The organism is Taibaiella sp. KBW10 (assembly GCF_003852495.1).
Classification (GTDB): domain Bacteria; phylum Bacteroidota; class Bacteroidia; order Chitinophagales; family Chitinophagaceae; genus Edaphocola.
In genome coordinates this window covers 269,718-293,017 of sequence record NZ_QAJI01000004.1, presented here as the reverse complement: position 1 = coordinate 293,017, position 23,300 = coordinate 269,718, and the positions used below count along the sequence as shown (strand labels likewise).

General features: G+C 41.5%; 22 protein-coding genes. 14 read left to right on the top strand and 8 right to left on the bottom strand.

The features are described 5' to 3' along the window. Positions 1-9 precede the first annotated feature (9 nt). From DBR32_RS08995 to DBR32_RS08985, 3 genes are all read right to left on the bottom strand, one after another. A complete protein-coding gene (locus DBR32_RS08995; RefSeq protein WP_124635980.1) occupies positions 10-558 on the bottom strand; it encodes an RsmD family RNA methyltransferase in 549 nt (182 codons plus the stop codon). After that, positions 549-1,349 (bottom strand): DUF3822 family protein, encoded by an 801-nt coding sequence (locus DBR32_RS08990; RefSeq protein WP_124635979.1) that lies wholly within the window; start codon positions 1,347-1,349, stop codon positions 549-551. Before DBR32_RS08990 ends, DBR32_RS08995 begins: the two co-directional genes overlap by 10 nt. Positions 1,350-1,414: 65 nt before the next feature. Next, positions 1,415-2,440: an arginase family protein gene (locus DBR32_RS08985; protein WP_124635978.1), complete on the bottom strand. Its 1,026-nt coding sequence runs from the start codon at positions 2,438-2,440 to the stop codon at positions 1,415-1,417. 133 nt (positions 2,441-2,573) lie between these two features. Here DBR32_RS08985 and DBR32_RS08980 point away from each other — a divergent pair, with 133 nt between their 5' ends. Both DBR32_RS08980 and accC read left to right on the top strand, forming a co-directional pair. After that, entirely contained in the window at positions 2,574-2,987 is a 414-nt protein-coding gene (locus DBR32_RS08980) for a BrxA/BrxB family bacilliredoxin (RefSeq protein ID WP_124635977.1), read from the top strand. A 111-nt stretch (positions 2,988-3,098) separates the two neighbouring features. Continuing rightward, positions 3,099-4,574, top strand: a complete 1,476-nt coding sequence (gene accC / locus DBR32_RS08975) for an acetyl-CoA carboxylase biotin carboxylase subunit (protein WP_124635976.1) — start codon at positions 3,099-3,101, stop codon at positions 4,572-4,574. Positions 4,575-4,676: 102 nt separating this feature from the next. Here accC and DBR32_RS08970 read toward each other — a convergent pair whose 3' ends face one another. Continuing rightward, a complete protein-coding gene (locus DBR32_RS08970; protein ID WP_124635975.1) occupies positions 4,677-6,341 on the bottom strand; it encodes a tail fiber domain-containing protein in 1,665 nt (554 codons plus the stop codon). A gap of 237 nt (positions 6,342-6,578) precedes the next feature. Between DBR32_RS08970 and DBR32_RS08965 the strand changes: the two genes are divergently transcribed. The 4 genes from DBR32_RS08965 to DBR32_RS08950 all read left to right on the top strand — a co-directional run bounded on the left by DBR32_RS08965 (position 6,579) and on the right by DBR32_RS08950 (position 9,785). Next, a complete protein-coding gene (locus DBR32_RS08965) occupies positions 6,579-7,343 on the top strand; it encodes an inositol monophosphatase family protein (protein ID WP_124635974.1) in 765 nt (254 codons plus the stop codon). Positions 7,344-7,365: 22 nt separating this feature from the next. Further along, positions 7,366-7,800, top strand: a complete 435-nt coding sequence (gene dut / locus DBR32_RS08960; RefSeq protein ID WP_124635973.1) for a dUTP diphosphatase — start codon at positions 7,366-7,368, stop codon at positions 7,798-7,800. A gap of 6 nt (positions 7,801-7,806) precedes the next feature. Further along, positions 7,807-8,775, top strand: coding sequence for a 6-phosphofructokinase (gene pfkA / locus DBR32_RS08955; protein ID WP_124635972.1), 969 nt, complete (start codon positions 7,807-7,809; stop codon positions 8,773-8,775). A gap of 458 nt (positions 8,776-9,233) precedes the next feature. After that, positions 9,234-9,785: a hypothetical protein gene (locus DBR32_RS08950; protein ID WP_124635971.1), complete on the top strand. Its 552-nt coding sequence runs from the start codon at positions 9,234-9,236 to the stop codon at positions 9,783-9,785. A gap of 38 nt (positions 9,786-9,823) precedes the next feature. Here DBR32_RS08950 and priA read toward each other — a convergent pair whose 3' ends face one another. After that, positions 9,824-12,265, bottom strand: a complete 2,442-nt coding sequence (gene priA, locus DBR32_RS08945) for a primosomal protein N' (RefSeq protein WP_124635970.1) — start codon at positions 12,263-12,265, stop codon at positions 9,824-9,826. Between the two features lie 94 nt (positions 12,266-12,359). Here priA and DBR32_RS08940 point away from each other — a divergent pair, with 94 nt between their 5' ends. Genes DBR32_RS08940 through lptC form a run of 3 tightly spaced genes read left to right on the top strand, consistent with a single transcriptional unit; the run spans position 12,360 to position 15,000 of the window. After that, positions 12,360-13,088, top strand: a complete 729-nt coding sequence (locus DBR32_RS08940) for a type III pantothenate kinase (protein WP_124635969.1) — start codon at positions 12,360-12,362, stop codon at positions 13,086-13,088. Then, positions 13,078-14,409, top strand: a complete 1,332-nt coding sequence (locus DBR32_RS08935; protein WP_124635968.1) for a hypothetical protein — start codon at positions 13,078-13,080, stop codon at positions 14,407-14,409. The genes DBR32_RS08940 and DBR32_RS08935 overlap by 11 nt, the downstream gene beginning before the upstream one ends. A 51-nt stretch (positions 14,410-14,460) precedes the next feature. Next, positions 14,461-15,000, top strand: coding sequence for an LPS export ABC transporter periplasmic protein LptC (lptC, locus tag DBR32_RS08930; protein WP_158605946.1), 540 nt, complete (start codon positions 14,461-14,463; stop codon positions 14,998-15,000). Between the two features lie 409 nt (positions 15,001-15,409). Here the strand turns inward: lptC and DBR32_RS08925 are convergent, their stop codons facing one another. From DBR32_RS08925 to rpsP, 3 genes are all read right to left on the bottom strand, one after another. After that, complete coding sequence (locus DBR32_RS08925; RefSeq protein ID WP_124635966.1) at positions 15,410-18,100, bottom strand: DNA translocase FtsK; 2,691 nt, start codon at positions 18,098-18,100, stop codon at positions 15,410-15,412. Between the two features lie 39 nt (positions 18,101-18,139). Next, positions 18,140-18,664: a ribosome maturation factor RimM gene (rimM, locus tag DBR32_RS08920; protein WP_124635965.1), complete on the bottom strand. Its 525-nt coding sequence runs from the start codon at positions 18,662-18,664 to the stop codon at positions 18,140-18,142. 79 nt (positions 18,665-18,743) lie between these two features. Continuing rightward, complete coding sequence (gene rpsP, locus DBR32_RS15800; protein WP_124635964.1) at positions 18,744-19,292, bottom strand: 30S ribosomal protein S16; 549 nt, start codon at positions 19,290-19,292, stop codon at positions 18,744-18,746. Positions 19,293-19,485: 193 nt separating this feature from the next. Between rpsP and DBR32_RS08910 the strand changes: the two genes are divergently transcribed. The 5 genes from DBR32_RS08910 (at position 19,486) to DBR32_RS08890 (ending at position 23,257) form a co-directional block, all read left to right on the top strand. Further along, positions 19,486-20,469, top strand: a complete 984-nt coding sequence (locus DBR32_RS08910) for a pyruvate dehydrogenase complex E1 component subunit beta (RefSeq protein WP_124635963.1) — start codon at positions 19,486-19,488, stop codon at positions 20,467-20,469. A gap of 87 nt (positions 20,470-20,556) precedes the next feature. Then, on the top strand, positions 20,557-21,009 hold the full coding sequence (gene rpiB / locus DBR32_RS08905; protein ID WP_124635962.1) for a ribose 5-phosphate isomerase B: 453 nt from the start codon (positions 20,557-20,559) through the stop codon (positions 21,007-21,009). Positions 21,010-21,030: 21 nt separating this feature from the next. After that, the gene (tatC, locus tag DBR32_RS08900) at positions 21,031-21,891 is read left to right on the top strand and encodes a twin-arginine translocase subunit TatC (protein WP_233559700.1); all 861 of its coding nucleotides are present in this window, start codon (positions 21,031-21,033) and stop codon (positions 21,889-21,891) included. Between the two features lie 302 nt (positions 21,892-22,193). Next, positions 22,194-22,580 carry an SRPBCC domain-containing protein gene (locus tag DBR32_RS08895; RefSeq protein WP_124635961.1) on the top strand — a complete coding sequence of 129 codons (387 nt, stop codon included), beginning with the start codon at positions 22,194-22,196 and terminating at the stop codon, positions 22,578-22,580. Between the two features lie 113 nt (positions 22,581-22,693). Then, the gene (locus DBR32_RS08890) at positions 22,694-23,257 is read left to right on the top strand and encodes a DUF6799 domain-containing protein (protein WP_124635960.1); all 564 of its coding nucleotides are present in this window, start codon (positions 22,694-22,696) and stop codon (positions 23,255-23,257) included. The last annotated feature ends 43 nt before the right edge of the window (positions 23,258-23,300 follow it).

Here is a 23,300-nt window from a genome sequence, read left to right as displayed (position 1 = left end):
ATTAAATTTTTATACATTAGGCTTTGCCGTAAAGAACGAGAACAGTGTGGTTCCGTAATTCTTTACACGCAAGAGGTTGGGATGATCTTCATAGTTATTCCGGGGCGTATGCTCCAGTACAAAAATACCTTCGTCAGCGATCAGGTTACGCTCAATCACCATACGGGGCAGGTCATCTATTTCCTGTAAGGCATAGGGCGGCCCGGCAAAAATAAAGCCGTATTGCTCTGTGCATTGAGAAAGAAATTTAAAGACATCTCCCTGAAACAGGTTAAAATGCTCGATATTCAACTCCTGTGCTGTTTTTTTAATAAAGGCTGCCGGCACTTTGTCCCGTTCTATAATGGTCAGCTCTGCTGCTCCACGGGAAGCCAGTTCGTAGCTAATGCTACCCGTACCACCGAATAAATCCAGCGTTTTGATGCCTTCAAAATCAATTAAATTCTGTAATGTATTGAACAATCCTTCTTTGGCAATATCCGTAGTGGGTCTTGTATTTGGCAATTTTGCCGGAGGATGAAATTTTCTACCTCCGAATTTACCCCCAATTATGCGCATTGTATAATCTGTTTTATAAGTTGTAATATAGGTCCTTTGTCTCCTGTAATGATATGAACATTCTTAAAATAGGCCTTAAGATCTAAAGCAAATTCTTCCACGTTTTCAATAATCCCGGAAACCTTAAATTGTATCAATAAGGGATCAAAATCATTTTTTTCGGCAATCAGCGCGATTTTATATACCACGTTTTCTACCGTTTCAAACTCGAATGTTTGGTGCGCCAGCAACTTTCCGGAATTGGTCACACTCAACAGGGCTTCATTTTGCAGCAAAATAAGATTAGCCACACTCCCCTCATGATGCAGGTCTGCAATTGTACTCAGCGAAAAACGTGATAAGGACATTACCTGCAGATGATTAAAATACCGCTTCATTAACTGGGCAATCTTACTGTCGTAAGCGTAGACCACATGGGTATTGATTTCGGGTATTTTATTGTCAAAAATATCATCGTCGGGACCAATATGGTGTAGTCTTTTTAACCACAAACGGGACTCTTCCCCCAAAAATAATTTATCGGGTATGATCAGCGAGCGCTCATCAGCCACCCAGATCTTTTTGATCTTTTGGTTATGTGGCCCCATGGCCTCATGCAGGAATATTTTTTCAAAAAATGCTTCGTCCCAATTTTGCGTTGTGGTATATACATAAGCTTCCAACACGTCGGTATCATTATATAAAAACACACAACAACCGTTCTTCCATATTATAAGCTCCTCTCCTACGATATCCGTAGTATTGAAACCTTCTACTGCATAACTCCAATAGGGTGTAAGATTATCTAACATATATTAAACTAAAAGCCTGAAAGGGCAAAGATAATGAATCTATTAAACTAAATAAAAGCCTCGGTTTACTGCGGTTTTATATCCTTGTTGCCTTTGACAAAGGCTTGTACCAGATAACTAAGCAGCTTGCCGGTTAAGGGGTATTGCATGCCATCGGCACGGGTAAATACGCCTTCGGTAAGGTGTACATAGGCCACATGTGTGTGCTGGCCTGCAAGATAAAGATAGCGCAAGGCCTCAGTACGGCTAAAGCCCAGGGGCGACACCGCACTACTGAGGGTATCGGCAATACAGTCCAGGTCTAATTCCACACCATAATAATCTTTTTGTACATGGCTCAGGTTTTGTGCCAGGGCCGCTTCAAAACTAAGTTCCGACCGAAGATACATCTGCTCAAAAGAGGTATAGAAAAGGTCTTTATTGGTCTGGAAATGTTGCCAGATGGTGGCATTATTATATCCTTCATGTAAACCAAAGGCGGCATATTGTTTCAAATATTGCTCCTGATAGGCGTAATGAAAACCATTGCCGCTATGCCTGCCCTCCAGCTCCCTGAAATCGGCATGTGCATCCATATTTATGGCATTTATCGCTGCTTTCTTTGCCAAAGAGCTTCCTTTTAATATAGGATAGGCATTGTTATGCCCGCCACCGATAATAATGGGTATTTTACCACAGGAAACTATGGTCTGAATAATAGGATAAACCAAAGCATCGATTTCTGTGGTGGCCTGCCTGAGCGGTTCTGGCGCGGTTTCATGCTGGTATTTTTTCAATAAGGAGCTTAAATCAACATGGCCTAATAAAAAGAGGTCACTTCCCGAGAGAAATTCGTTGTCCTGAATGTTCAGAAATGCTTTTAAGAAAGGCACCCAACTGCTTTCTGCCCCACCTACACCACCATTGGCCCTTATGCCGATATCTTCCGGAATACCCACTAAAACATATTTGGCGGTGCTATCTTCTAAGGACGCTTGCCAGGATGCCCGCGCAGCGCACTGAATCGTATTGCCGAGTTTTTGTTCTCCTGCTCTGGGAGCTAAATAAGTTTGGATAATTTCAGGGGTATATACTTGAAGTGCGTCTTGCATGAGGGTTTGTTAAAGATAGGGCAAAAATAGGACTAATAATCTTTGTAAATAGGTATGTAAATTGAATTTATTGCGTAATGAAAATATTAGATTTACCTTTGCTTACATTTAATTCTAAAAACAGTATCATTATATGTATCCAGCAGATTTAGTGAATCCGATGAAACAAGAGTTAACACAAAACGGATTTCAGGAAATAGTAAATACAAATCAAGTTCAGGACGCTATGCAAAAAAGCGGCACTACCCTATTGGTAATCAACTCAGTATGTGGTTGTTCTGCCGGTACGGCACGCCCTGGTGTCATCCAGTCTCTGAATGGTGAAGGTAAGAAACCCGATCAATTGGTGACTTCTTTTGCCGGTTTTGATGTAGAAGGTGTACAGGAAGCCCGTAAATTCTTATTGCCTTACCCTCCTTCTTCTCCCGCGATCGCTTTATTAAAAGATGGTCAATTGGTGCATATGATCGAGCGTCATATGATCGAAGGCCGCTCTGCAGCTATGATTGCTGCAAATCTTCAGCAAGCATACGAGCAGTATTGCTAAGCAAATTAATTACGTTATATAAATGTGCCGGTAAAATTATCGGCACATTTTATTTTGATCAAAGGAGTTTTTAGCTACTTTTGAACTCCAAAAAAAGATTCAATTATTGATATGCAAAAAATATTAGTAGCCAATCGTGGCGAAATTGCCTTGCGTGTGATGCGCTCTGCAAAAGAAATGGGTATTAAAACGGTAGCCGTGTATTCAGAAGCAGACCGAACGATGCCTTTCGTACAATATGCAGACGAAGCAGTATGTATCGGGCCTGCCCCCTCCGCGCAATCTTATTTAAGAGCAGATAAAATAATTGAAGTAGCCAAACAGCTGGGTGCAGATGCCATTCATCCGGGTTATGGCTTTTTAAGTGAAAACGCTTCTTTTTCTCAAGCGGTGTCCGATGCCGGGCTAACCTTTATCGGGCCAAGTGCTTATTCCATTAATATGATGGGCAGCAAGATTGCGGCCAAACAAGCGGCACAAACTTTTGATGTACCGATGGTACCGGGCACGGATAAACCCCTGACTAGTGCTGCAGAGGCGCATGAAATTGCCGAGCGTGTGGGCTACCCTATCCTGATCAAAGCCAGTGCCGGTGGTGGTGGTAAAGGTATGCGTGTGGTCAATGAAGCTTCTGAACTGGAAGAGCAGATGCACATGGCGCAAAGCGAGGCTTTAAGTGCCTTTAGCAACGATGATGTATTTATAGAAAAATATGTAGGTTCTCCGAAACATATCGAGATCCAGATATTAGGCGACCAGCATGGTAATTATGTATACCTTTTTGAAAGAGAATGTTCCATTCAAAGAAGACACCAGAAGCTGATTGAAGAAGCACCTTCTTCCTGCCTGACACCCGATGTCCGTCAAACGATGGGGGAATGTGCGGTGAATGTAGCTAAAGCCTGTAAATATCATGGTGCAGGTACGGTGGAGTTTTTAGTAGATGATGACCTGAATTTCTATTTCCTGGAAATGAATACCCGTTTGCAGGTAGAACACTGTGTAACGGAATACATTACCGGTGTAGACCTGGTAAAAGAGCAGATTCGTGTAGCCCGCGGAGAAAAACTATCTTTTGCACAGGAAGACCTTAAAATAAATGGCCATGCACTGGAATTAAGGGTATGTGCCGAAGATCCTTTGGATAATTTTGTACCGGATACCGGTAAACTGGAAATATACATTCGTCCTCAGGGTAATGGTGTGCGCGTAGACGACGGTTATGAGCAAGGTATGGATATTCCGATCTTTTATGATCCGATGATCGCCAAACTGGTGGTTTGGGGTAAAGACCGCAATGAGGCCATAGACCGTTTATGCAGAGCGGTAGATGAATATAAAATTAAAGGGATCAAAACAACTTTGGCTTTTGGAAAATGGGCGGTACGCCAGCCGGCTTTCGTAGAAGGTAAGTTTGATACGAACTTTATCAATAAATATTACAAACCCGAATACCTGATGGCCGCCGATGAGGAGGAACGCAATGTAGCCGCTGCCTTGGCCGGATTATTATGGGAGCAAGGCAAGAAAACCGTTCCGGTTCAAAGTCAGGCAACAGCGAACAGTAAATGGAAAATGAAAAGATAAATAATATTAGCTAAGGTTTGGCTTAATGATCATACCTGACACAGATAAAAAGGTCGCTCCAACTAGAGCGACCTTTTTTTATATCTCGTCAAAAGAAGTTGCTTATCTATCCGCAATCACCATACGTTTTGAACTGACTAATTTGCCATCAGCGATGATCGCATAAATATACATTCCTGCTTTCAGCTGATCAGCCTTGATGGTAATAGAAGCTGCGCCACGCTCACTAATCGGTAAGGTTTTAATTTGTTTCCCTTGTAAATCATATACGGTCATATATGCCGTAACGATTTGTGTAGGCAAATTAAATTTAACGACCGTCTCTTGAGAAAAAGGATTCGGTACATTTTGTTCCATTGAGGCACCCATCACCGAATTTTGGGCTATGGCAGTAGTTAATCCCTGAGTTTCCTGAAGATCACTGATCTGTTGTTGCAATTTTTCGATTATTTGTTGTTGTTCCTGTACTGCTTTTACCAAAGGCACGACAAACTCAGCGTAGGCAAGGCTGTAATTATCATTATCATTTGCCGGAGCATGCACGCCATTAAAGTTATAATTAACCTCTTTAGCTGCTTTTTCTACTTCCTGGGCGATAAATCCGCTTTGGCGTACATTAGTAGCAGCGGTAAAATCCTGTTTCAGGTATTTTTCACGCTCGCTTTCCGGCATATCCTTAATCCGGAACTCTGTTAGTTTTCTAGTATCCAAATTATACACCACGGGTCTTAGTTTTTTAATAAAATCCAGGCCTTTTACATCTTCTTCTTTTACATTGGTTTTAAAACGGCCATCCGAAACAGATGAAAAAGGCACCTCACCTTCTATTACCGTTACGGCTCCATTTCCGATCCTTACTTTATTGCTGGCATTAACGACCGCTCCGCTACCAATAACGGTTGCGTTCGACAAGGTACTGGTCGATACATCTGCCAGATAACCGACGCCGGTATTATCGCTTCCTGCACCATTATTATACAGTGCCGCAAAACCACTTGCCGTATTATTGGCACCCGTCCCGTTAAGATACAGTGACCGGAATCCTATAGCCGTATTGTTATCAGATAAACTATTAGACAGCGCCTGGTATCCGAATGCTGCATTATAAAAGCCGGTCACATTTCTGGACATGGAATAAGAGCCCCCGGCAGCATTGTAAGAACCGCTGGTATTGGCGGTAAGGGAATTGAACCCATTTGCGACATTGTCCCGTCCGTATGTATTGGCATAAAGTGCATTGTAGCCCGTAGCCGAGTTATTAACACCTGTTGTATTACCATAAAGGGCCTGAAAGCCATTCGCTACATTATTACTTCCCGTAGAATTAGTGTACAGTGCAGCATAACCGGTGGCTACATTGCTTGCACCGGTAGAATTTATGTACATCGATCTGAATCCTACAGCCGTATTATTATCTGTTGTATTGTTGTACAGCGCCTGATAACCAAAACCCGAATTATAATTACCGGTAACGTTAAAAGCAAGTGCATAGCCCCCTGCAGCGGTATTATAGCCACCTGATGTTGTCGCATTAAGTGCGCGATAACCAATCGCTGAATTTGCAGTACCACTTGTAGAAGGCATTGCTAATTGCCCGAACGCGCTGTTTTGCCCGCCACCAATAGGTACGGTATTGGCATTATAGGACGAGTTCTGTGCCTGTACCGTATTGCTCAATGCTAATAAGGTTACAAATCCTGCAGCCGCAAGATTCAATGTTCTGGTCTTTAAAAAGACGTTTTGGTTTGTGTGTTTACTTGTTTTCATAAGAACTAATTGTTTTTAATGTTTTGCGTACTCTGTAAGATTTTCCGCATCCTCTTTACTCAATTGGTAAACTTTAAAAAAATACATTCTATAACACTTATTCACAAATGTATGAATTATATATTTAAAATACAATGGCCTATTATGACTTAAATATTATCATTTTAGGCACATATTTTAGTTTTTGAATTTGCAGATCGGGGTTATCTTTGTGCGGCTATAAAAAGCAGTGCTATCATGAAAGAAGTTTTATTACAGACCATAAAAGCGGCCGGTGTACTGGTTAAAGAAGGATTCTACCAAGACTTTGAAGTGAGTCATAAGGATGGAATCAATAATCTGGTGACCACTATCGATAAGGCCTCGGAAGAACTGATTGTAAACACCATCAAGGCACACTATCCCGAACATGGATTCGTAGGTGAAGAGTTTGGTAATGAAAATGAGGATGCGGCGTATAAATGGATCATAGATCCTATTGATGGAACGGTGAACTTTGCACATCATGTACCTTTATGCTGTATCAGCATTGCCCTAACCCATAAGGAAGAGGTAATTATGGGCGCAGTCTATAATCCAATGATGGACGAACTGTTTTTTGCAGAAAAAGGGAAAGGCGCATCGCTGAACGAAAAGCCAATACGAGTGTCTACCAAAAGTAATATTGAACAAGCTTTTTTAGTGACTGGTTTTCCTTATCATTTTCCCGATACCAAAATACATCCCCTGGAAATTTTCACCAAAGTAGTAGCTAAAGGATTGCCGGTACGGCGACTGGGCTCTGCGGCCTTAGACCTTTGTTGGGTAGCCTGTGGCCGCTTTGACGCTTTCTGGGAATACAATTTGCAGGCATGGGATATTGCTGCAGGCTATCTGATTGTAGAAGAAGCCGGCGGCAGGGTAAGCAATTTTTCAAATCAGCCCTATACAATCTGGGATAAAGAAAGCCTGGCAACGAATGGCATTATGCACGAAGCCACTTTAGATTTATTATTTTCATAAAACAAATAAAACGAATACATCCATGCAAGTTAAAATCATTAATCAATCGGGCAATCCCTTACCACAATACCAAACAAAAGGTTCTGCGGGAATGGATCTGGCAGCCAATTTGGAATCGCCCGTTGAATTAAAACCATTAGAGCGCACGCTTATTCCTACAGGACTGTTTATGGAACTACCTTTGGGTTATGAAGCACAGGTGCGTCCAAGAAGTGGTATGGCCATTAAAAAAGGGATTACGGTGATTAACACCCCGGGTACGATCGACAGTGATTACCGCGGAGAGATTAAAGTACCGATTGTGAATCTTTCTAACGAAACACAAACAATAGAACATGGCGAAAGAGTAGCACAAATGGTGATTGCCAAACATGAACACATTATCTGGGAACTGACCGATAGTCTGGAAGAAAGCGATCGCGGAACAGGTGGCTTTGGACATACCGGTACTAAATAATTTGATATGAAGAGAATTGCAGTATTAACTTCCGGTGGAGATGCCCCAGGTATGAATGCCGCTGTACGTGCGGTTGTGCGTACCGCTATCTATCACAATATAGAGGTGTATGGGATCCGTTACGGCTATAAAGGACTTATCGAAGACGATATTTTCCCAATGCGTTCCCGTGATGTTGCGAATATCATTCAGCTTGGAGGCACTATGCTCAAAACCGCACGCAGTAAAGAATTCATGACTGTGGAAGGTAGGGCTTTAGCCGCGGAACAGCTTAAGAAACATAATATTGATGGCCTGGTGATCATCGGCGGGGACGGTAGTTTTAAAGGTGCCTGCAAATTATATGCAGAACACCAGGTGCCCATTATCGGTATTCCGGGCACGATTGATAAAGATATTTCCGGAACCGATTATACCATTGGATTTGATACGGCTGTAAATACAGCGGTAGAAGCAATTGACAAAATAAGGGATACGGCTGCGGCACATGATCGCCTATTCATTATTGAGGTGATGGGGCGTGATGCCGGGTATATAGCCCTGAATAGTGGGATTGCTACCGGTGCCGAATCAGTATTGGTACCCGAGCGCATTACGAATGTGGAGCGTGTATTGAATATGATCGATTATGATCAGAAACGTAAGAAAAATGTGCACATTATTGTTGTGGCCGAAGGCGATGATTTTGGCGCAGAAGCACTGACGCATGTGTTACAAAATAAATTTCCGGAGATGGAGATCAGGCATTCTGTTTTAGGCCATATGCAACGTGGAGGTTCTCCAAGTTATTATGATCGTGTACAGGCCAGCCGATTAGGCTATCATGCCGTATTAGCCTTAAAAGAAGGTAAGTCTCAGCTCATGGCAGGCATCATTAATAATGAAGTAAAACTTTCTCCTTTAGATGAGGTGGTCAAAAAACACCAGAGCATTGATGATGATCTGTTGGATATGGTGAAGATCCTGTCTTCTTAATGCTTTTAAACAACTATTATATTTAAAGTCCTTCCGGTATACTCGGAAGGACTTTTGGTTTATGGGAATGATAATACATAAATCGACTATCCTCTTTTAGGAAACAAAGACTTTCTTTATTCTTTTGGTCTCCATTTATAGCTATGCCGTCCCTTTTACCTTGATGCAAAAGGTACCGCCAAAAAATAAAGGCACACAACGTAATAAAAGTTGTGGTGCACAATAATCACCTTGATCAAAACAGGTATTTTCAGTGCTTTTGTTGCCAGATAAAAGGACCGAAAAAATGCTTGTCTATATGCGGATAGTCATGAAACATAATTACTCAGGCAAAATTCATATAGTCTTAAAGGACATTTATTTTTAATAAATATTTTAATATTATTTCCTAATAATGAAAAATAATATTTATTTTCGTCAAACATAAAATTATTTCCAAACCGTTTAAAATGAACATTATGAAAAAGACATTTATTTCATTTGCCTCCGTTATGATCTTTCTTTTAATCGCTTCTGTTGTATGGATAAGTTGTCAGAAAGATGAGAAAATACCGGGCAATACAAAGGGCTTAAGCACTCAGGCTGCCAGTAATATCTACTTCCCAAGCTATGCTGGTGCCTACGACCAATTACAGGCTATTTCTTTACATCGCTACGGAGGGTTTTCTAAAATCACCCATAAAGGCTGCAATTGTGTAAGTTGTTTTGGTGCATGTATAGAAAGAATCTTCTTAGGACCCGCTCCTTTTGATGCATCCATCTCTTACAATTTTATTATGGAAAGAGTCGGATCAAGCACTGCAAGATTATATTTTATACAGGCTCCAGATGTTGAGGTAACTGTTGATCCAATGTTTTATGTTGATCATGACATACTTGTTGTAGCAGGCAACCAACAATGTACCATACTAGCTGCCGCTTATCAATATAATAATACAGCTGGAACGGCAACACTCGGCGGGGTCAACTTTCATTATCATGGCACAACTATTGTAAATCTTGCCCCATAGTAGTGGGATAAGCCTTAAATTTAATTACCACTATAATTCTAATTCGGGTCGACATCCGCAAAAATCTGCAGGGCAGAGAAGCCCCGGTTTTGCGGTATGGTTTGTATTAAGGATTGGATCAATCCTTTTACCTGTTGTATATAAGGACCGTCTAAAGGCATTTTGATTAGTAGTTCGTGGAGATACATATTCCGAACGCGCGGCACAATGGCTTCTGCCGGTCCTTGTAAAAAGATGTCGGGAAGTGATTCTTTTAAAGCATTGGCAAATAAGATAGCCCCCTGCCCTGCTTTTTGGGCATCTTTATGTTTAAAGATCATTTTGATCAAGCGCACAAAAGGAGGATAACCAAATTGCTGACGGTTGCTGATTTCGAAAATATAGAAGCTTTTAAAATCATGCTGTTTGATGTAATTGATAATAGGATGCATCGGTTTAAGTGTCTGGATCAATACTTTACCCTTTCCATCCATTCTACCGGCACGGCCACTCACCTGCTCCATCAGCTGGAAAGCCCGTTCATTCACCCGAAAATCGGGATAACTTAATAAGCTATCTGCGCTTAAGATACCCACCAGCGCTACGTTCTCAAAATCCAGGCCTTTGACCACCATTTGTGTCCCTACCAGAATATCGACCTTACCTGCAGCAAAATCATCAATCAATTGTATCTGCCTGCCTTTGGTACGCATACTATCCCAATCCATCCGTGCGACCTTATAATGCGGGAATATACGTTGAATATCTTCTTCTATTTTTTCGGTACCAAAAGTCCGGGCACTAATCTGTGCATTGCCGCACTGCGGACAATGTTTGATCGGCGCTGATTTGGTTCCGCAATAATGACAATGCAATTTGTCCGTAGCCTTATGATAGGTCAGCGACACATCACAATATTTACATTGAGGTACAAACCCACAGGAGCCACACATCAGGAAAGGCGCATAGCCTCTTTTATTCTGAAAAAGGATAACCTGTTTTCCTGCTTTAATCGCATCCTGCATGGCAGACAATAAATCTAAGGTCAGTATAGGCGACAAAGCAGCCTGCACATTCTTGGCGTTCACGGTCTCGATCTCTGGTAAGGAAACCCCCATAAAGCGCTCATTGAGCAGGACAAAACCGAATTTCCCTTTTTGTACATTGTAAGCCGATTCTATCGAAGGTGTTGCAGTACCCAGCAATACTTTTGCCTGATGCAGCTGTGCGAGGTAAATCGCCGCATCCCTTGCATGAAATTTGGGGCTCGGTTCCTGCTGCTTATAGGATCCGTCATGCTCCTCGTCTACAATGATCAGTCCCAAATCTTGAAAAGGTAACCATAAAGCAGAACGCGGGCCGATAACAACTTTATATTTTGAAGTCGCTACTTTCTTCCATATTTCGATCCGTTCATTATTACTGTATTTTGAATGGTACACACCTAGTTCTTCTCCAAAATAAGCGCGTAAACGGGACAGAATCTGAGTGGTCAGGGCGATTTCCGGTAGTAGGAACAATACTTGCTGCCCTTTGGCAATCGCTTCTTTAATCATTCGGATATACAAAAGCGTTTTACCACTTCCGGTCACCCCTTGTAATAATGTTGTCGTATGATTCTCCCAGGAAGTATACACGGCCTCATATGCTTTTTGCTGCGCAGCACTAAGAGAAACTTCACTGACTTGGGTATTGGCTATATCGATCAAACGATCGGTCGCTATTTCCTCAATATAGAAAATATCTTTTGCCGCCATTCTTTTAATTTGATCAGCAGTGGCATTGGTTTTCTTGCACAACTCCGTCTGCGGGATACCTTTCAGGGATTTGCGCAAGTGCAAAAAGCTCATCAGAATAGCCAATTGCTTAGGTTGTTTTTCTAACCGGTCAAATAAAGCTTTGAGCGCTTCTTCCTCTTCAAAGTTTGTATGAAGAAAAACATATTTCTCTTTTTTTTCTTTATACCGTTCTTCCAGCATCTCCGAAACGACTGCTGCTCCGGTTTCCAGCACTTCATTAATGGCCTTTGCATGATGCTTGCCCTGTACCAACTGATGCACTTCAGATATGGTCAGTTGTTTCCTGATCAGCAAGGCTTCTGCTATAATAAAACCATCGTCGCTTAATCCCTGCGGCACATCGTCATAAGCATTAGTCCACACGAGCAGGCTTTCACTCATAAGCTTCAAATGTGCGGGCAGTGCAGCCTGCATTACATCACCTAAAGTGGCTATGTAATACGAGGAAACCCAATACCATAACTGTAATTGCGTTTTGGTGATGATAGGGTTTTCATCAATAATGCTCCGGATAGGTTTTACATTATATTGTTCCGGTGCCCGATCATGCAACTCTGCTACAATACCGGCATACAATTTATTTCTGCCCATATTCACCTCAACCCTAACCCCTACCTGGATAGAGGACTGCATATCAAGGGGCACCCCATAAGTGAGTGTTCTTGATAAATGTAAGGGCAATATGATTTCGGCGAACTGCAAGTAATTGGTATAGTAAAAGATGCGAATTTAACCCTTGTCCTGTTAATTAAGTGTTGTTAAGGATAAAATAATTATTTTGCATAAAAAATAGCACATGAATCTTTGTTTAGACTTTGGGAACAGTACGTGTAAAGCCGCTTTATTCGAAAATGATCAATTAGTAGAACGCTTTAGTTTTTCGGCTGCAGAAGCCGAACAGGCTATAGAGGATATACTGAACACTTATCACCCTCAAAATGCTATTCTTTCTTCAGTAATCAATCATCCGGAATCCATCCATCAAAAACTGTCCGAAAAATGTAGTCGTGTTATCGTACTGAATGGCAATACGCCTTTACCTATTGTAAATGCTTATGCCAGTCCGTCCACGCTGGGCATGGATCGTGTGGCGCTTGCCGTCGCAGGCCAACACCACTATGCCGATAGAAACTGTCTGGTAATCAGCTTAGGTACAGCCATTACTTATAACTTCATTACGTATAATAAATTCTTCCGTGGTGGTGCTATTTCTCCGGGTATGCGCCTAAGATTTGAGGCTTTAAATACGCAAACGGATAAATTACCGTTAATAGAGGATATGGGTTATATTCAGCTGTTGGGATATGACACGGAAAGCAGTATTAAAAGTGGTGTGATCAATGGTATTGTAGGAGAAATCAATTATTTCATTGAGGAGTATGCGGCCACCTACGAAAACCTTGCTGTGATCCTGACCGGAGGTAACCTTTCCTTTTTTGAAAACAGAATAAAAAATCAGATATTTGCAGACTCAAAACTTCTTTTTAAGGGGTTAAACTTAATTTTAAACTATAATGCGCAATAATAAGCACCTGGCATTTTTTCTTTTCTTATCCCTTTCGGCAACCACTTCCTGGTCTCAGGCTACGGTTAATACTAATGAACCAAAATCGGGCAGAATCAATTCTCCCTATTCCAGATTTGGGATTGGTAATATGGCAGATAACAGGAGTGCAGGGCTTCGCGGAATGGGCGGTACAGCCAACGGCTATGCAAAAGATTATACGATCAATGCTTATAACCCCGCGAGCTATACTTATCTAAACAGGACAACGCTGGAATTTGCAATAGATATGCAATCAAACAGTGCGCGTATTGGAGAAGATGTAACCAAATCAGGTACTTTTACCATCAGCCAGTTTAACCTGGCTTTCCCTATTAAAAAAGGAAACCTGGGTATGAATATCGGGTACACGCCGATTTCTAAAGTATATTACAATGCTGCCGATAGTATTATGGTTCCGGGTTTAGGCCAGGCAGCCCGTACTTATAACGGAGAGGGAAACCTTAACTTTGCTTATCTTGGGCTTTCGGGTGGTACCAAAGGATTTAGTGTTGGCGTTAATGCCGGATACCTGTTTGGTAACATTCGCAATTCTTCTTATTTCAATGTGGTGGATTCTAATGCTAATTACACTCGTAATACGGATGCCTCCCGTAAAGATATTTACGGTGGGCTATATTGGAAAGGAGGACTAATGTATAGAGCTACGATGAAGAATAGCCAGTACATCAGTGTTGGCGCTACCGCCACTTTATCTCAAAAAGTAAACAGCAGCAGAACCGAATATTTTGTTGCCGGTACAGATACTGCTTTGAATAATCCTTTGGGCGCTATTACCGACACCGTAAGTGCCAGTTATGATCGTAAAGGCAAAATGGTATTACCTACTGAATTAGGCTTTGGGATACACTACGGTAAGGGTAACAACTATGATTTCGGTTTGGATATTACTTATGCAGACTGGTCGGTATTTAAACGCTACGATGCTTCAGAAACCGGAGTAGGTAAGAATGCTTACCGTCTTGCTATTGGTGGTGAGGTCGTACCTAATGTAAAGGCAACCGGCAAGGAATATTTTGCCGCGATGACCTATCGTTTTGGTGCGTATTATGGTAAAGATTACTATTATATCAACGGTACAAATATTAATTATTACGGACTTACTTTAGGAGCACAATTACCGTTCAAACCTACTTATGATCAGTCCGGCGCACTGAATCTATCTTTAGATATGGGCAACCGTGGAACGATCAATAATAATTTGGCTAAGGAATTTTATGTGAAGTTCACCCTAGGCCTTCGTTTTAATGACCTTTGGTTCCGCAGACCAAAATATGACTAAATGAGTGCACATTTTAAATACTATTTTTCCAACAGGTCATTATATTGTATAATGGCCTGTATCACTTTATACAGTACCGGTTGCACCGGCGATACCATCTCCAAGTCCAATAAAGTAGTAACTAAAGACGAGCTCACTATTGATCGTGCGGATAGTGTAACCGTGATCATCAGCAAGGATGGCCATACCAAAGCACGCTTGCGCACTAAGGAATTTGTACAGAACGAAGAGGCGAAACCACCCTACCTGGATATGAATAAGGGTTTGAAAGTGGAGTTTTATGATGACAGCCTTAACATAGAAAGCACACTGACCGCAAAAACCGCTCGTTTTTATACTGCCAACAATAATATCCTGGTACAGGATAGCGTTTTCGTAATCAATAATAAAGGGGAAAAATTGCTTACCGAACAAATGGTCTGGAATAACGAACTACAAAAGTTCTACACCCAAAAACAGGTACAGATCATCCGGGGTACTTCCGTTACCTATGGTACCGGATTGGAAGCCAATAAGGATTTCTCCTGGATCCGGATATTCAATCAAAGAGGTACTATTCCCGTAGAAAAGGACCAAATGCCTGCAGAGTAGGATTTATTGCTAACCCTTATCTTTAAATTTCAGGATAGGGATAAAAGGCAGTAACTACCTGGTATCGCGACCCTACCGGTAATTCCAGTCTATGGACCATCAGACTTGTGATCGTATAACGCTCCCCATTATTTAAATAAATTTCTGAGTAATTATAGCTATCCCAAGGAAAGTAATACCTCCTCTTTTCCGCCATGGGTGTTGTCATTATATGAAAAACATGCCGGATATCACTGAGTAGAAAAACCGATTCTGTCTGTTGTTTTGCATCCCTAATGGTTATCCTCTTTTTATCAGCCTCATAGATCATAAGCTTGCCCTTATCTATCCTATCGTAAATCATTGGCAAATAAAGGCATAAAAAGATACCCAATCGGATATCTTTTTACCTCATTGCTTAAGTATCTATTTATAAAAAGGATTGTAATACTTCCTGCAACTCATATTCGGTCTTCACCAATACATCCCTTGGTTTACTACCTTGAGTTGATCCAACGATACCTGCCGCTTCCAGCTGATCCATAATACGACCTGCACGGTTATAACCCAGGTTGAATTTACGCTGTAACATGGAGGTGGAGCCACTTTGTGAATGCACAACCATATGGGCACATTCTTCAAACATTTTATCTCTTTTGGATAGGTCAATATTTTTCTCTTCCATACCCTCATTTTCGGCACCTTCATATTCAGGTAGTTCAAATGCAGAAGGATAACCTCTCTGATTACCAATGAATTCCACAATACGTTCTACTTCAGGTGTGTCCACAAAAGCACATTGTAGACGAATGAGTTCGCTACCATGAGAGATCAGCATATCGCCACGGCCGATGAGCTGATCGGCCCCACCTGTATCAAGAATGGTACGGCTATCAATCTTAGAAGAAACCCTAAAGGCAATACGTGCCGGGAAGTTAGCTTTAATGATACCCGTAATAACATTTACAGATGGTCTTTGCGTAGCCACAATAATATGGATACCAATGGCACGGGCCAGTTGCGCCAAGCGGGCAATCGGCATTTCCACTTCTTTACCTGCAGTCATAATCAAATCGGCAAACTCATCAATCACTAATACAATAAAAGGCAGGAATTTATGCCCGTCATTCGGATTTAAACGACGCTTGATAAACTTCTCATTATATTCTTTAATATTCCGGGTACCGGCATCCTTTAAGAGTTCATAACGGTTGTCCATTTCGATACATAAAGCATTCAAAGTATTGATCACTTTCTTTGTATCGGTAAGGATGGCTTCCTCCTCATTCGGGAGTTTGGCCAGAAAATGTTTCTCAATCAAACGGTAAATAGACAATTCTACTTTCTTAGGATCCACCATCACAAATTTGAGTTGTGATGGGTGTTTCTTATATAACAAGGAAACCAGAATCGCATTAATCCCTACCGATTTACCTTGTCCCGTAGCCCCTGCCATCAATAAGTGGGGCATGGTTGCCAGATCCACGATGTAGTTTTCATTATCGATCTTTTTTCCCAAAGCGATCGGAAGGCTCATTTTATTGTTGACAAACTTCTCACTTTCCAATAAAGCACGCATCGAAACCATTTGCTTATTCGCATTAGGTACCTCGATACCGATGGTTCCTTTACCCGGAATCGGGGCAATCATACGAATACCCAGGGCGGCAAGGCTTAGGGCAATATCATCTTCCAGGTTACGGATTTTGGAGATACGTACCCCTTCTGCCGGAATAATCTCATATAAGGTAACTGTAGGTCCGACGGTGGCTGAAATTTTCTGTATTTCAATTCCAAAGCTTCTCAGCGTAGCAATGATCTGGTTTTTATTGCGCTCCAGTTCTTCCCGGTCAAAGGCAATATCTCCCTGAGAGAACAACTCTAATAAGTCAAGCGTAGGATATTTATAATTAGGTAGATCTAAAGAGGGATCATAAGGCTCGCCACTTTCAATACTGACATGCCCACCATTAGCCGGAACAATTTTTTCTTCGCTTACCGGTTTATTTACCACGAAATCATCTTCGATTTCTTCTGACTCAAAGCTCTCAAAAGCAGTATCTTCTGTATCTTCTTCTAAAGTAGTTTCCGCATAAATTTCCGGTTCAAAAAGGTCCTCTTCTGCCGGCAACTCCATAGCCAAAGCACCATTTGTCGGAATCGATACCGTATCCGGTGCCTTCGATACCGGGGCAATAATCATATGATCGGGTATATTCAGCTCCAGTTCAGGGGTTTTCTCTTCGTTAATCTCCACTAAGGTGAGGCCAAGATCGGCTTCGGGTTCCGGATTTGCAATCTTATTGGGCATACCCTCTTCACTCAATAGTCGATTTTCCTGCTCTAATTGCGGCAGGTCGGTTTCATCAGGATAAACGGTAGTAAACTTATATTCAGCATCCGCTTCCTTTTCGGCTGCCTCCTGATGTCCATCATCCATCAGCATGTCCGTATCCTTTTTGGGATCGGATACGGTATCTTTCGCCAGGCTTTTGGCTTTACGCAGCCAGGGCTTAATGTCAAAATTAAAAACGATAAAGGCAAAGATCAGGAAGACCGTGATCAATACAAAGATCGTCCCCATCTTCCCGGCAAAACCTTCTGTCCATTGTACGACCCCATTGCCCAAAGCGCCGCCAAAAGGAAAAGGTTGGTCTAAAAACAAAAAGGATAGCAAAGGGCTCACAAATAGAAAGGCCAGCGCCATCCATCTGATCCACTTAGAGGTATTGATATATTTTGTGCCATAAAGAATATTAACGCCTTTGGCAATAATCCACAAAGTAAATATCAGCGACATGATTCCGACACTTCTGAATACCAGCAAATGTGACATGGCTGCACCTAAACGCCCCCCCCAATTGTGCACAGGCGATTTATCCTGAAACAAAAAATCCCAAAGAGACATATTGGAGATCAGGTTATTCTGATCGTGACGCCAGTTAAAGCAATAACTGATAATAGAAAGCGTCCATAAACAACCCACCAGGGTTACAAAAAAACCGATACCCAAACGGATATTTTTCTTACGCTGTGCAATTACAGCCGGGTCGGTCGGTGGTGCTGCAGTATGGGTACTCTTTGTAGGTTTAATCTCTTTTTTTGCAGCTTCTTTAGGCATACTATAATTTAAAGCAGTTTTTTATATTTGTATTTCAGTTTAATCTTCCAGGTATACCTCAATGAGTCCTTCCGGAAGTTGCAGTTTCAGGGTTTTGGTTTGGATTTGTATCGATTTGATGGTTTGTTCGTTCAAAGGGACGATCACTTCTTTTTCCTGATGCATTACTGTCGCCAGCAACTGTCCCGGTGTTTCAAAGATAGCAGAGACCTTACCAATGAGGCCAAAGGCTTCATCCCAAACCTCAAAGCCCACGAAGTTTACCTCCTGGTCTTTGGGTTTCATTTTTTCATATTGTTCGGTACTTAGATACACTTCCTTGCCTGCAAGTGCTTTTGCGGCTTCTACACTATCTACTTCATCCAGTATCAGAAACAGTTCTTTATCATTATCTACTGTTATTTTATTGATAAAGAAAGGAATATAACTTTCCCTTTTCAATTCGATAAAGATATGTTTCAATTGCTTGAGTTCTTTGTTTTTGCCCAGGTTATGCATCAGCGACAACCGGCCTTCCAATCCATGTGTATTGGTGATTTTCCCAATTTGAATATAGTCATTCATAAAGCGGTAAAATTACACATAAAAAAAGGAAATAACGGTTGTTATTTCCTTTTTTCAGTACCCTATTAAAAGAGCAAAATTATGCTTCTTCAGCAGGAGCTTCTCCTTCTGTAGCAGCAGGCGCTTCTACTTCTGGAGTAGTTTCGTCAGCTTCAGCTTCAGCGATTTGAGCGGCTCTGGTTGCTGCTTTTACGGCTTCTTTTTCTTCTACGCGACGTACAGACTCTTGAGTCGTTGTATGGCGTTTGTCTTGTTTGTGTTTACGGTGTGCTTCCTCACGGTTAGCAACCAAAACTTCATGCTCACCATTCCATTTTTCGAATTTCTCTTTAGCTGCTTGTTCATCGAACAAACCTAAAGCAACCCCGCGCATTAAGTGTTTCATGTATAACACTCCTTTGAAGGAAAGGATACGACGTACGGTATTCGTAGGTTGAGCACCTTTGTTTAACCATTCCAAAGCACTTTCACGGTTGATGCGGATAGTAGCTGGTACAGTCAATGGATTGTAAGTTCCTAATTTCTCGATGAACTTACCATCACGAGGTGACGTGCTGTTAGCAGCCACGATAAAGTAAAATGGGCGCTTTTTAGACCCATGGCGTTGCAGGCGAATTTTTACTGCCATAATAATTGAAATTATTTGCGTTTAACAAAATGAAATGAGTTGCAAATTTACGAATCAATTCTTTAAATTCAAAAAGATTTTCAAACAAATATTGATCTGCTTTCCTGAATAATTGTGCAACATTCAAAAATGTGCTGTATCTTTACCGCAATTTAATTTAAAATATTATTTACCAGATAAGTTTAGAATATTTATGGCAGAAATAGCTTTTCGTCAGGCCTTACGTGAGGCATTGCAGGAAGAAATGCGCAGAGATGAACGTGTATTTTTAATGGGTGAGGAAGTAGCCCTGTATAACGGTGCTTACAAAGTAAGCCAGGGTATGTTAGATGAGTTTGGCCCTAAAAGAATTATAGATACCCCAATCGCGGAATTAGGTTTCACAGCGATTGCGGTGGGTGCTGCTGCCAACGGCTTACGCCCGGTAGTAGAGTTTATGACCTGGAACTTTGCCGTACTGGCTTTGGATCAGATTTTGAACCACTCTGCTAAAATGCTGTCTATGAGTGGCGGACACTTTGGTAACCCAATCGTATTCAGAGGACCCAATGCTTCTGCCGGTCAGTTGGGGGCACAACACTCTCAGGCTTTTGAAAGCTGGTTTGCCAATATCCCGGGTATTAAAGTAATCTCCGTTTCTAATCCATATGACGCGAAAGGTTTATTAAAATCAGCCATCAGAGATGATGATCCGGTTGTTTTTATGGAATCTGAAGTGATGTATGGTGACTTGGGTGAAGTACCTACCGAAGAGTATTTAATTCCTATCGGAAAAGCAAGAATCGCCAGAGAAGGTACGGATGTAACCATTATCTCTTATAATAAAATGATGAAAGTGGCTTTAGGAGCTGCTGAAGAGTTGGCAAAAGAAGGGATCAGTGCTGAAGTTATCGACTTACGTACGATCCGTCCTTTAGATCATGAAACGATTTTAAATTCTGTAAAGAAAACCAATCGTTGTGTGATTGTAGAAGAGCAATGGCCTTTTGCTTCTATTTCTTCTGAAATCGCGTACAGAGTACAGAAAGATGCCTTTGATTATCTGGATGCACCGGTATTACGTATTTGCTCTGCAGATACCAATATGCACTATGCTCCAAACCTCGTAGCGTCTTATCTTCCGGATGTAGGCCGCACGGTCAACCTCGTGAAAGAAGCGATGTACCTCAAAAAATAAATTTTAACGAATATTTCAGGTGTAAACAATAGTTTGCACCTTTTTTATGGACTCTGTATAATATAAATTGCTAATTTTGCGGTTCTTATGAAACACACGTTTGACAAGGCATTACCTGTTGCTATCGGTTGCGACCATGCCGGATATACTTATAAAGAAAAAATCAAAGCTTATCTTATGGATAATGGCTGGACGGTGGAAGATAAAGGTACGTTCTCCGAAGAAAGCACAGATTATCCCGATTATGCCCATCCGGTAGCGGAAATGGTCGAATCTGATGCAGCCACAGCAGGTATCCTGATCTGTGGGAGTGGTAACGGCGTTTGTATGACCGCCAATAAGCACCAGGGCATCAGAGCAGCTTTATGCTGGAATGAAGAACTGGCAGCCTTGTCCAGACAACATAACAATGCTAATGTATTGTGTATGCCCGAGCGTTTCGTAAGCTATGAAACTGCTCAGAAAATGGTCGACATTTTCTTATCCACCGATTTCGAAGGTGGCAGACATGAAAGAAGAGCCGAGAAGATCAGTTTGTAATACCTGTAAATAAATCATTCTTTGAGTATTTTAGATAAATTTTTGGCCAAAAGAGCCCATGGAAACCCAAATGGAGAAATGATTTTCATGGATCATATCGAGGCTTTAAGATGGCATATCGTACGATCGCTTGTCGTTATTATTATTGCGGGTATTGTAGCCTTTTTCAATATCGAATTTATTTTCGACAAGATTATCTTAGGCCCTGCAAATAAAGATTTCATTGCCTATAAATGGTTCTGCGGTTTAGGCAGGCTGCTCCATATAGATGCTTTATGCATGGATCCGGTCACAGTGCAATTCCAAAACACGGAATTGAGCGGGCAGTTCATGATGAGCTTTTCTGCCAGTTTCATGATTGGCTTTATTGTGGCTTTTCCTTATGTGTTCTGGGAGTTCTGGAGATTTACCAGACCGGCATTGACCGATAAAGAGCTAAAACATACACGTGGTATCGTGTTTTGGGCCAGCGCCTTGTTTTTGATCGGTGTGGCTTTTTCCTATTTTATTATTGCCCCTTTTACGATTAATTTCTTTGCGACCTATAAACTCAGTCCGCAGTTTGATAATATTATTACCATATCAAACTATTACGATACGATGAGCGACCTGGTGTTTGGTATGGGTATTGTTTTTGAATTGCCGATCCTGGTGTACATCCTGGCTAAAATAGGCATTTTAACGCCTAAAATGATGCGGGATAACAGAAGGTATGCCATTGTAATCATTATGGTTTTGGCGGCAATCATTACCCCACCCGATTGGTTCAGTATCTTCCTGGTGGCCATTCCTTTGGTAATGCTTTATGAAGCCGGTATTGTGATCAGTGCCCGACTCACGAAAGAAAGAGAAAAGAAAGCAAATGAAACACTACCCTGGTAGATTCTAATAATTGATTGAATAAAAAAACAGAGCGCATCTAAGGATGTGCTCTGTTTTTTTTACAATAACTCCGGCATTGAGCATACCCAAGTAGCAAATATTTTCTGTAAGAAAAACCAGGCACACTTCTTTTGCCGGAATAACTTTATCCCTTATCCTTTTTATAGGGTAAGGTCTATTTATTCATCATCATCCGGTACTAATATATTGGCCTGTGACCTTATCTTTATATTTAGCCCTCCGAAAGATATTGTCATCGGCAGGTACTGCAGAAGTCATTACCTTTGCGGCAAAAGCAATTTATGAAAGATTATAAACTATATGCAGTAATCCCGGCCAGCCCGGAAGAAGTATACCGTGCCTTAACCCAGGAAGCAACTGTTGCTTTGTGGACCGGTGCCGAAACCGAGATGCAAACGGAAGTAAATGGTGAATTTTCCATGTGGGATGGTGCGATTGTCGGTAAATTTCTGGAGTTGGTTCCTTCTTCTAAAATTGTACAGGAATGGTATTTCGGGGAACAGGAAACGCCTTCCATTGCCACAATAAAATTGCATGAAGACAAGAAAGGTACTTCTTTAGAGATCAGGCATACCAATATTCCGGACGAGGCTTATGAAGATATTGCAGAAGGCTGGGAAGATCCTTATGTAGCTTCTCTGATTGAGTTCTATTCTGAAGAGGATTAGGCCGTTAAAGAAAAAACAAAATTTGCAGCTGGTTCATTTATGCAGGTTACTTTTTTGACTAAAGCCGATTAATAGTAAACGCATAAAAAACGAACCAAAAAAATTAATCAATAATGAAAAAAATAATCTTAGCCCTTGCGGTAAGCACCAGTTTTATCGCTTGTAAAAGCACAACGACCACAACCACAGCTACCGATCCTGTCGATGCTTCGGTAACGACGACAACGACAACCTATACTACGGTTGATGGTGATCTGATGAAAAAAGACGGCACCATTGTCGTATACCAAAACGGTGCCTGGAAACCATTGGAAGCAGACAGAACACTGGAAAATGGGATGATTGTGACCAAATCCGGAACAGTAAAAAAAGAAGGAAAAGAGGTTGTATTACAAGAAGGGTATACCGTAACGAAAACGGGTGCTTTTCTGGATAAAACCGGAGCAGCCATCAGTAATGCCTGGGATGCCACCAAGGAAGTAGCGAATGATGTGGCTAAAGGAACCGCCCAAGCTGCAGAAAATGCGGCGGCAGGTGCAAAAGACCTGGCCAAAGACGCTAAAGAGGGCGCTGCCAATGCTGCTAAAGCGGTAAAAGAAGGTGCCAAGGACGCGGCAAATGCAACTAAAGAAGCGGCAAAAGATGTTAAAAAAAGCATTCATGAAGCAACTAAATAAATAAAGGCATGATGCTTTTATTTTATAAAAAGATAGTGGCGCG

What these genes read in the sequence shown, in the direction of transcription:
- DBR32_RS08995 (WP_124635980.1), bottom strand. Translation starts at nt 558, where the DNA reads ATGCGCATAATTGGGGGTAAATTCGGAGGTAGAAAATTTCATCCTCCG.
- DBR32_RS08990 (WP_124635979.1), bottom strand. Translation starts at nt 1,349, where the DNA reads ATGTTAGATAATCTTACACCCTATTGGAGTTATGCAGTAGAAGGTTTC.
- DBR32_RS08985 (WP_124635978.1), bottom strand. Translation starts at nt 2,440, where the DNA reads ATGCAAGACGCACTTCAAGTATATACCCCTGAAATTATCCAAACTTAT.
- DBR32_RS08980 (WP_124635977.1), top strand. Translation starts at nt 2,574, where the DNA reads ATGTATCCAGCAGATTTAGTGAATCCGATGAAACAAGAGTTAACACAA.
- accC (WP_124635976.1), top strand. Translation starts at nt 3,099, where the DNA reads ATGCAAAAAATATTAGTAGCCAATCGTGGCGAAATTGCCTTGCGTGTG.
- DBR32_RS08970 (WP_124635975.1), bottom strand. Translation starts at nt 6,341, where the DNA reads ATGAAAACAAGTAAACACACAAACCAAAACGTCTTTTTAAAGACCAGA.
- DBR32_RS08965 (WP_124635974.1), top strand. Translation starts at nt 6,579, where the DNA reads ATGAAAGAAGTTTTATTACAGACCATAAAAGCGGCCGGTGTACTGGTT.
- dut (WP_124635973.1), top strand. Translation starts at nt 7,366, where the DNA reads ATGCAAGTTAAAATCATTAATCAATCGGGCAATCCCTTACCACAATAC.
- pfkA (WP_124635972.1), top strand. Translation starts at nt 7,807, where the DNA reads ATGAAGAGAATTGCAGTATTAACTTCCGGTGGAGATGCCCCAGGTATG.
- DBR32_RS08950 (WP_124635971.1), top strand. Translation starts at nt 9,234, where the DNA reads ATGAAAAAGACATTTATTTCATTTGCCTCCGTTATGATCTTTCTTTTA.
- DBR32_RS08940 (WP_124635969.1), top strand. Translation starts at nt 12,360, where the DNA reads ATGAATCTTTGTTTAGACTTTGGGAACAGTACGTGTAAAGCCGCTTTA.
- DBR32_RS08935 (WP_124635968.1), top strand. Translation starts at nt 13,078, where the DNA reads ATGCGCAATAATAAGCACCTGGCATTTTTTCTTTTCTTATCCCTTTCG.
- lptC (WP_158605946.1), top strand. Translation starts at nt 14,461, where the DNA reads ATGGCCTGTATCACTTTATACAGTACCGGTTGCACCGGCGATACCATC.
- DBR32_RS08925 (WP_124635966.1), bottom strand. Translation starts at nt 18,100, where the DNA reads ATGCCTAAAGAAGCTGCAAAAAAAGAGATTAAACCTACAAAGAGTACC.
- rimM (WP_124635965.1), bottom strand. Translation starts at nt 18,664, where the DNA reads ATGAATGACTATATTCAAATTGGGAAAATCACCAATACACATGGATTG.
- rpsP (WP_124635964.1), bottom strand. Translation starts at nt 19,292, where the DNA reads ATGGCAGTAAAAATTCGCCTGCAACGCCATGGGTCTAAAAAGCGCCCA.
- DBR32_RS08910 (WP_124635963.1), top strand. Translation starts at nt 19,486, where the DNA reads ATGGCAGAAATAGCTTTTCGTCAGGCCTTACGTGAGGCATTGCAGGAA.
- rpiB (WP_124635962.1), top strand. Translation starts at nt 20,557, where the DNA reads ATGAAACACACGTTTGACAAGGCATTACCTGTTGCTATCGGTTGCGAC.
- DBR32_RS08895 (WP_124635961.1), top strand. Translation starts at nt 22,194, where the DNA reads ATGAAAGATTATAAACTATATGCAGTAATCCCGGCCAGCCCGGAAGAA.
- DBR32_RS08890 (WP_124635960.1), top strand. Translation starts at nt 22,694, where the DNA reads ATGAAAAAAATAATCTTAGCCCTTGCGGTAAGCACCAGTTTTATCGCT.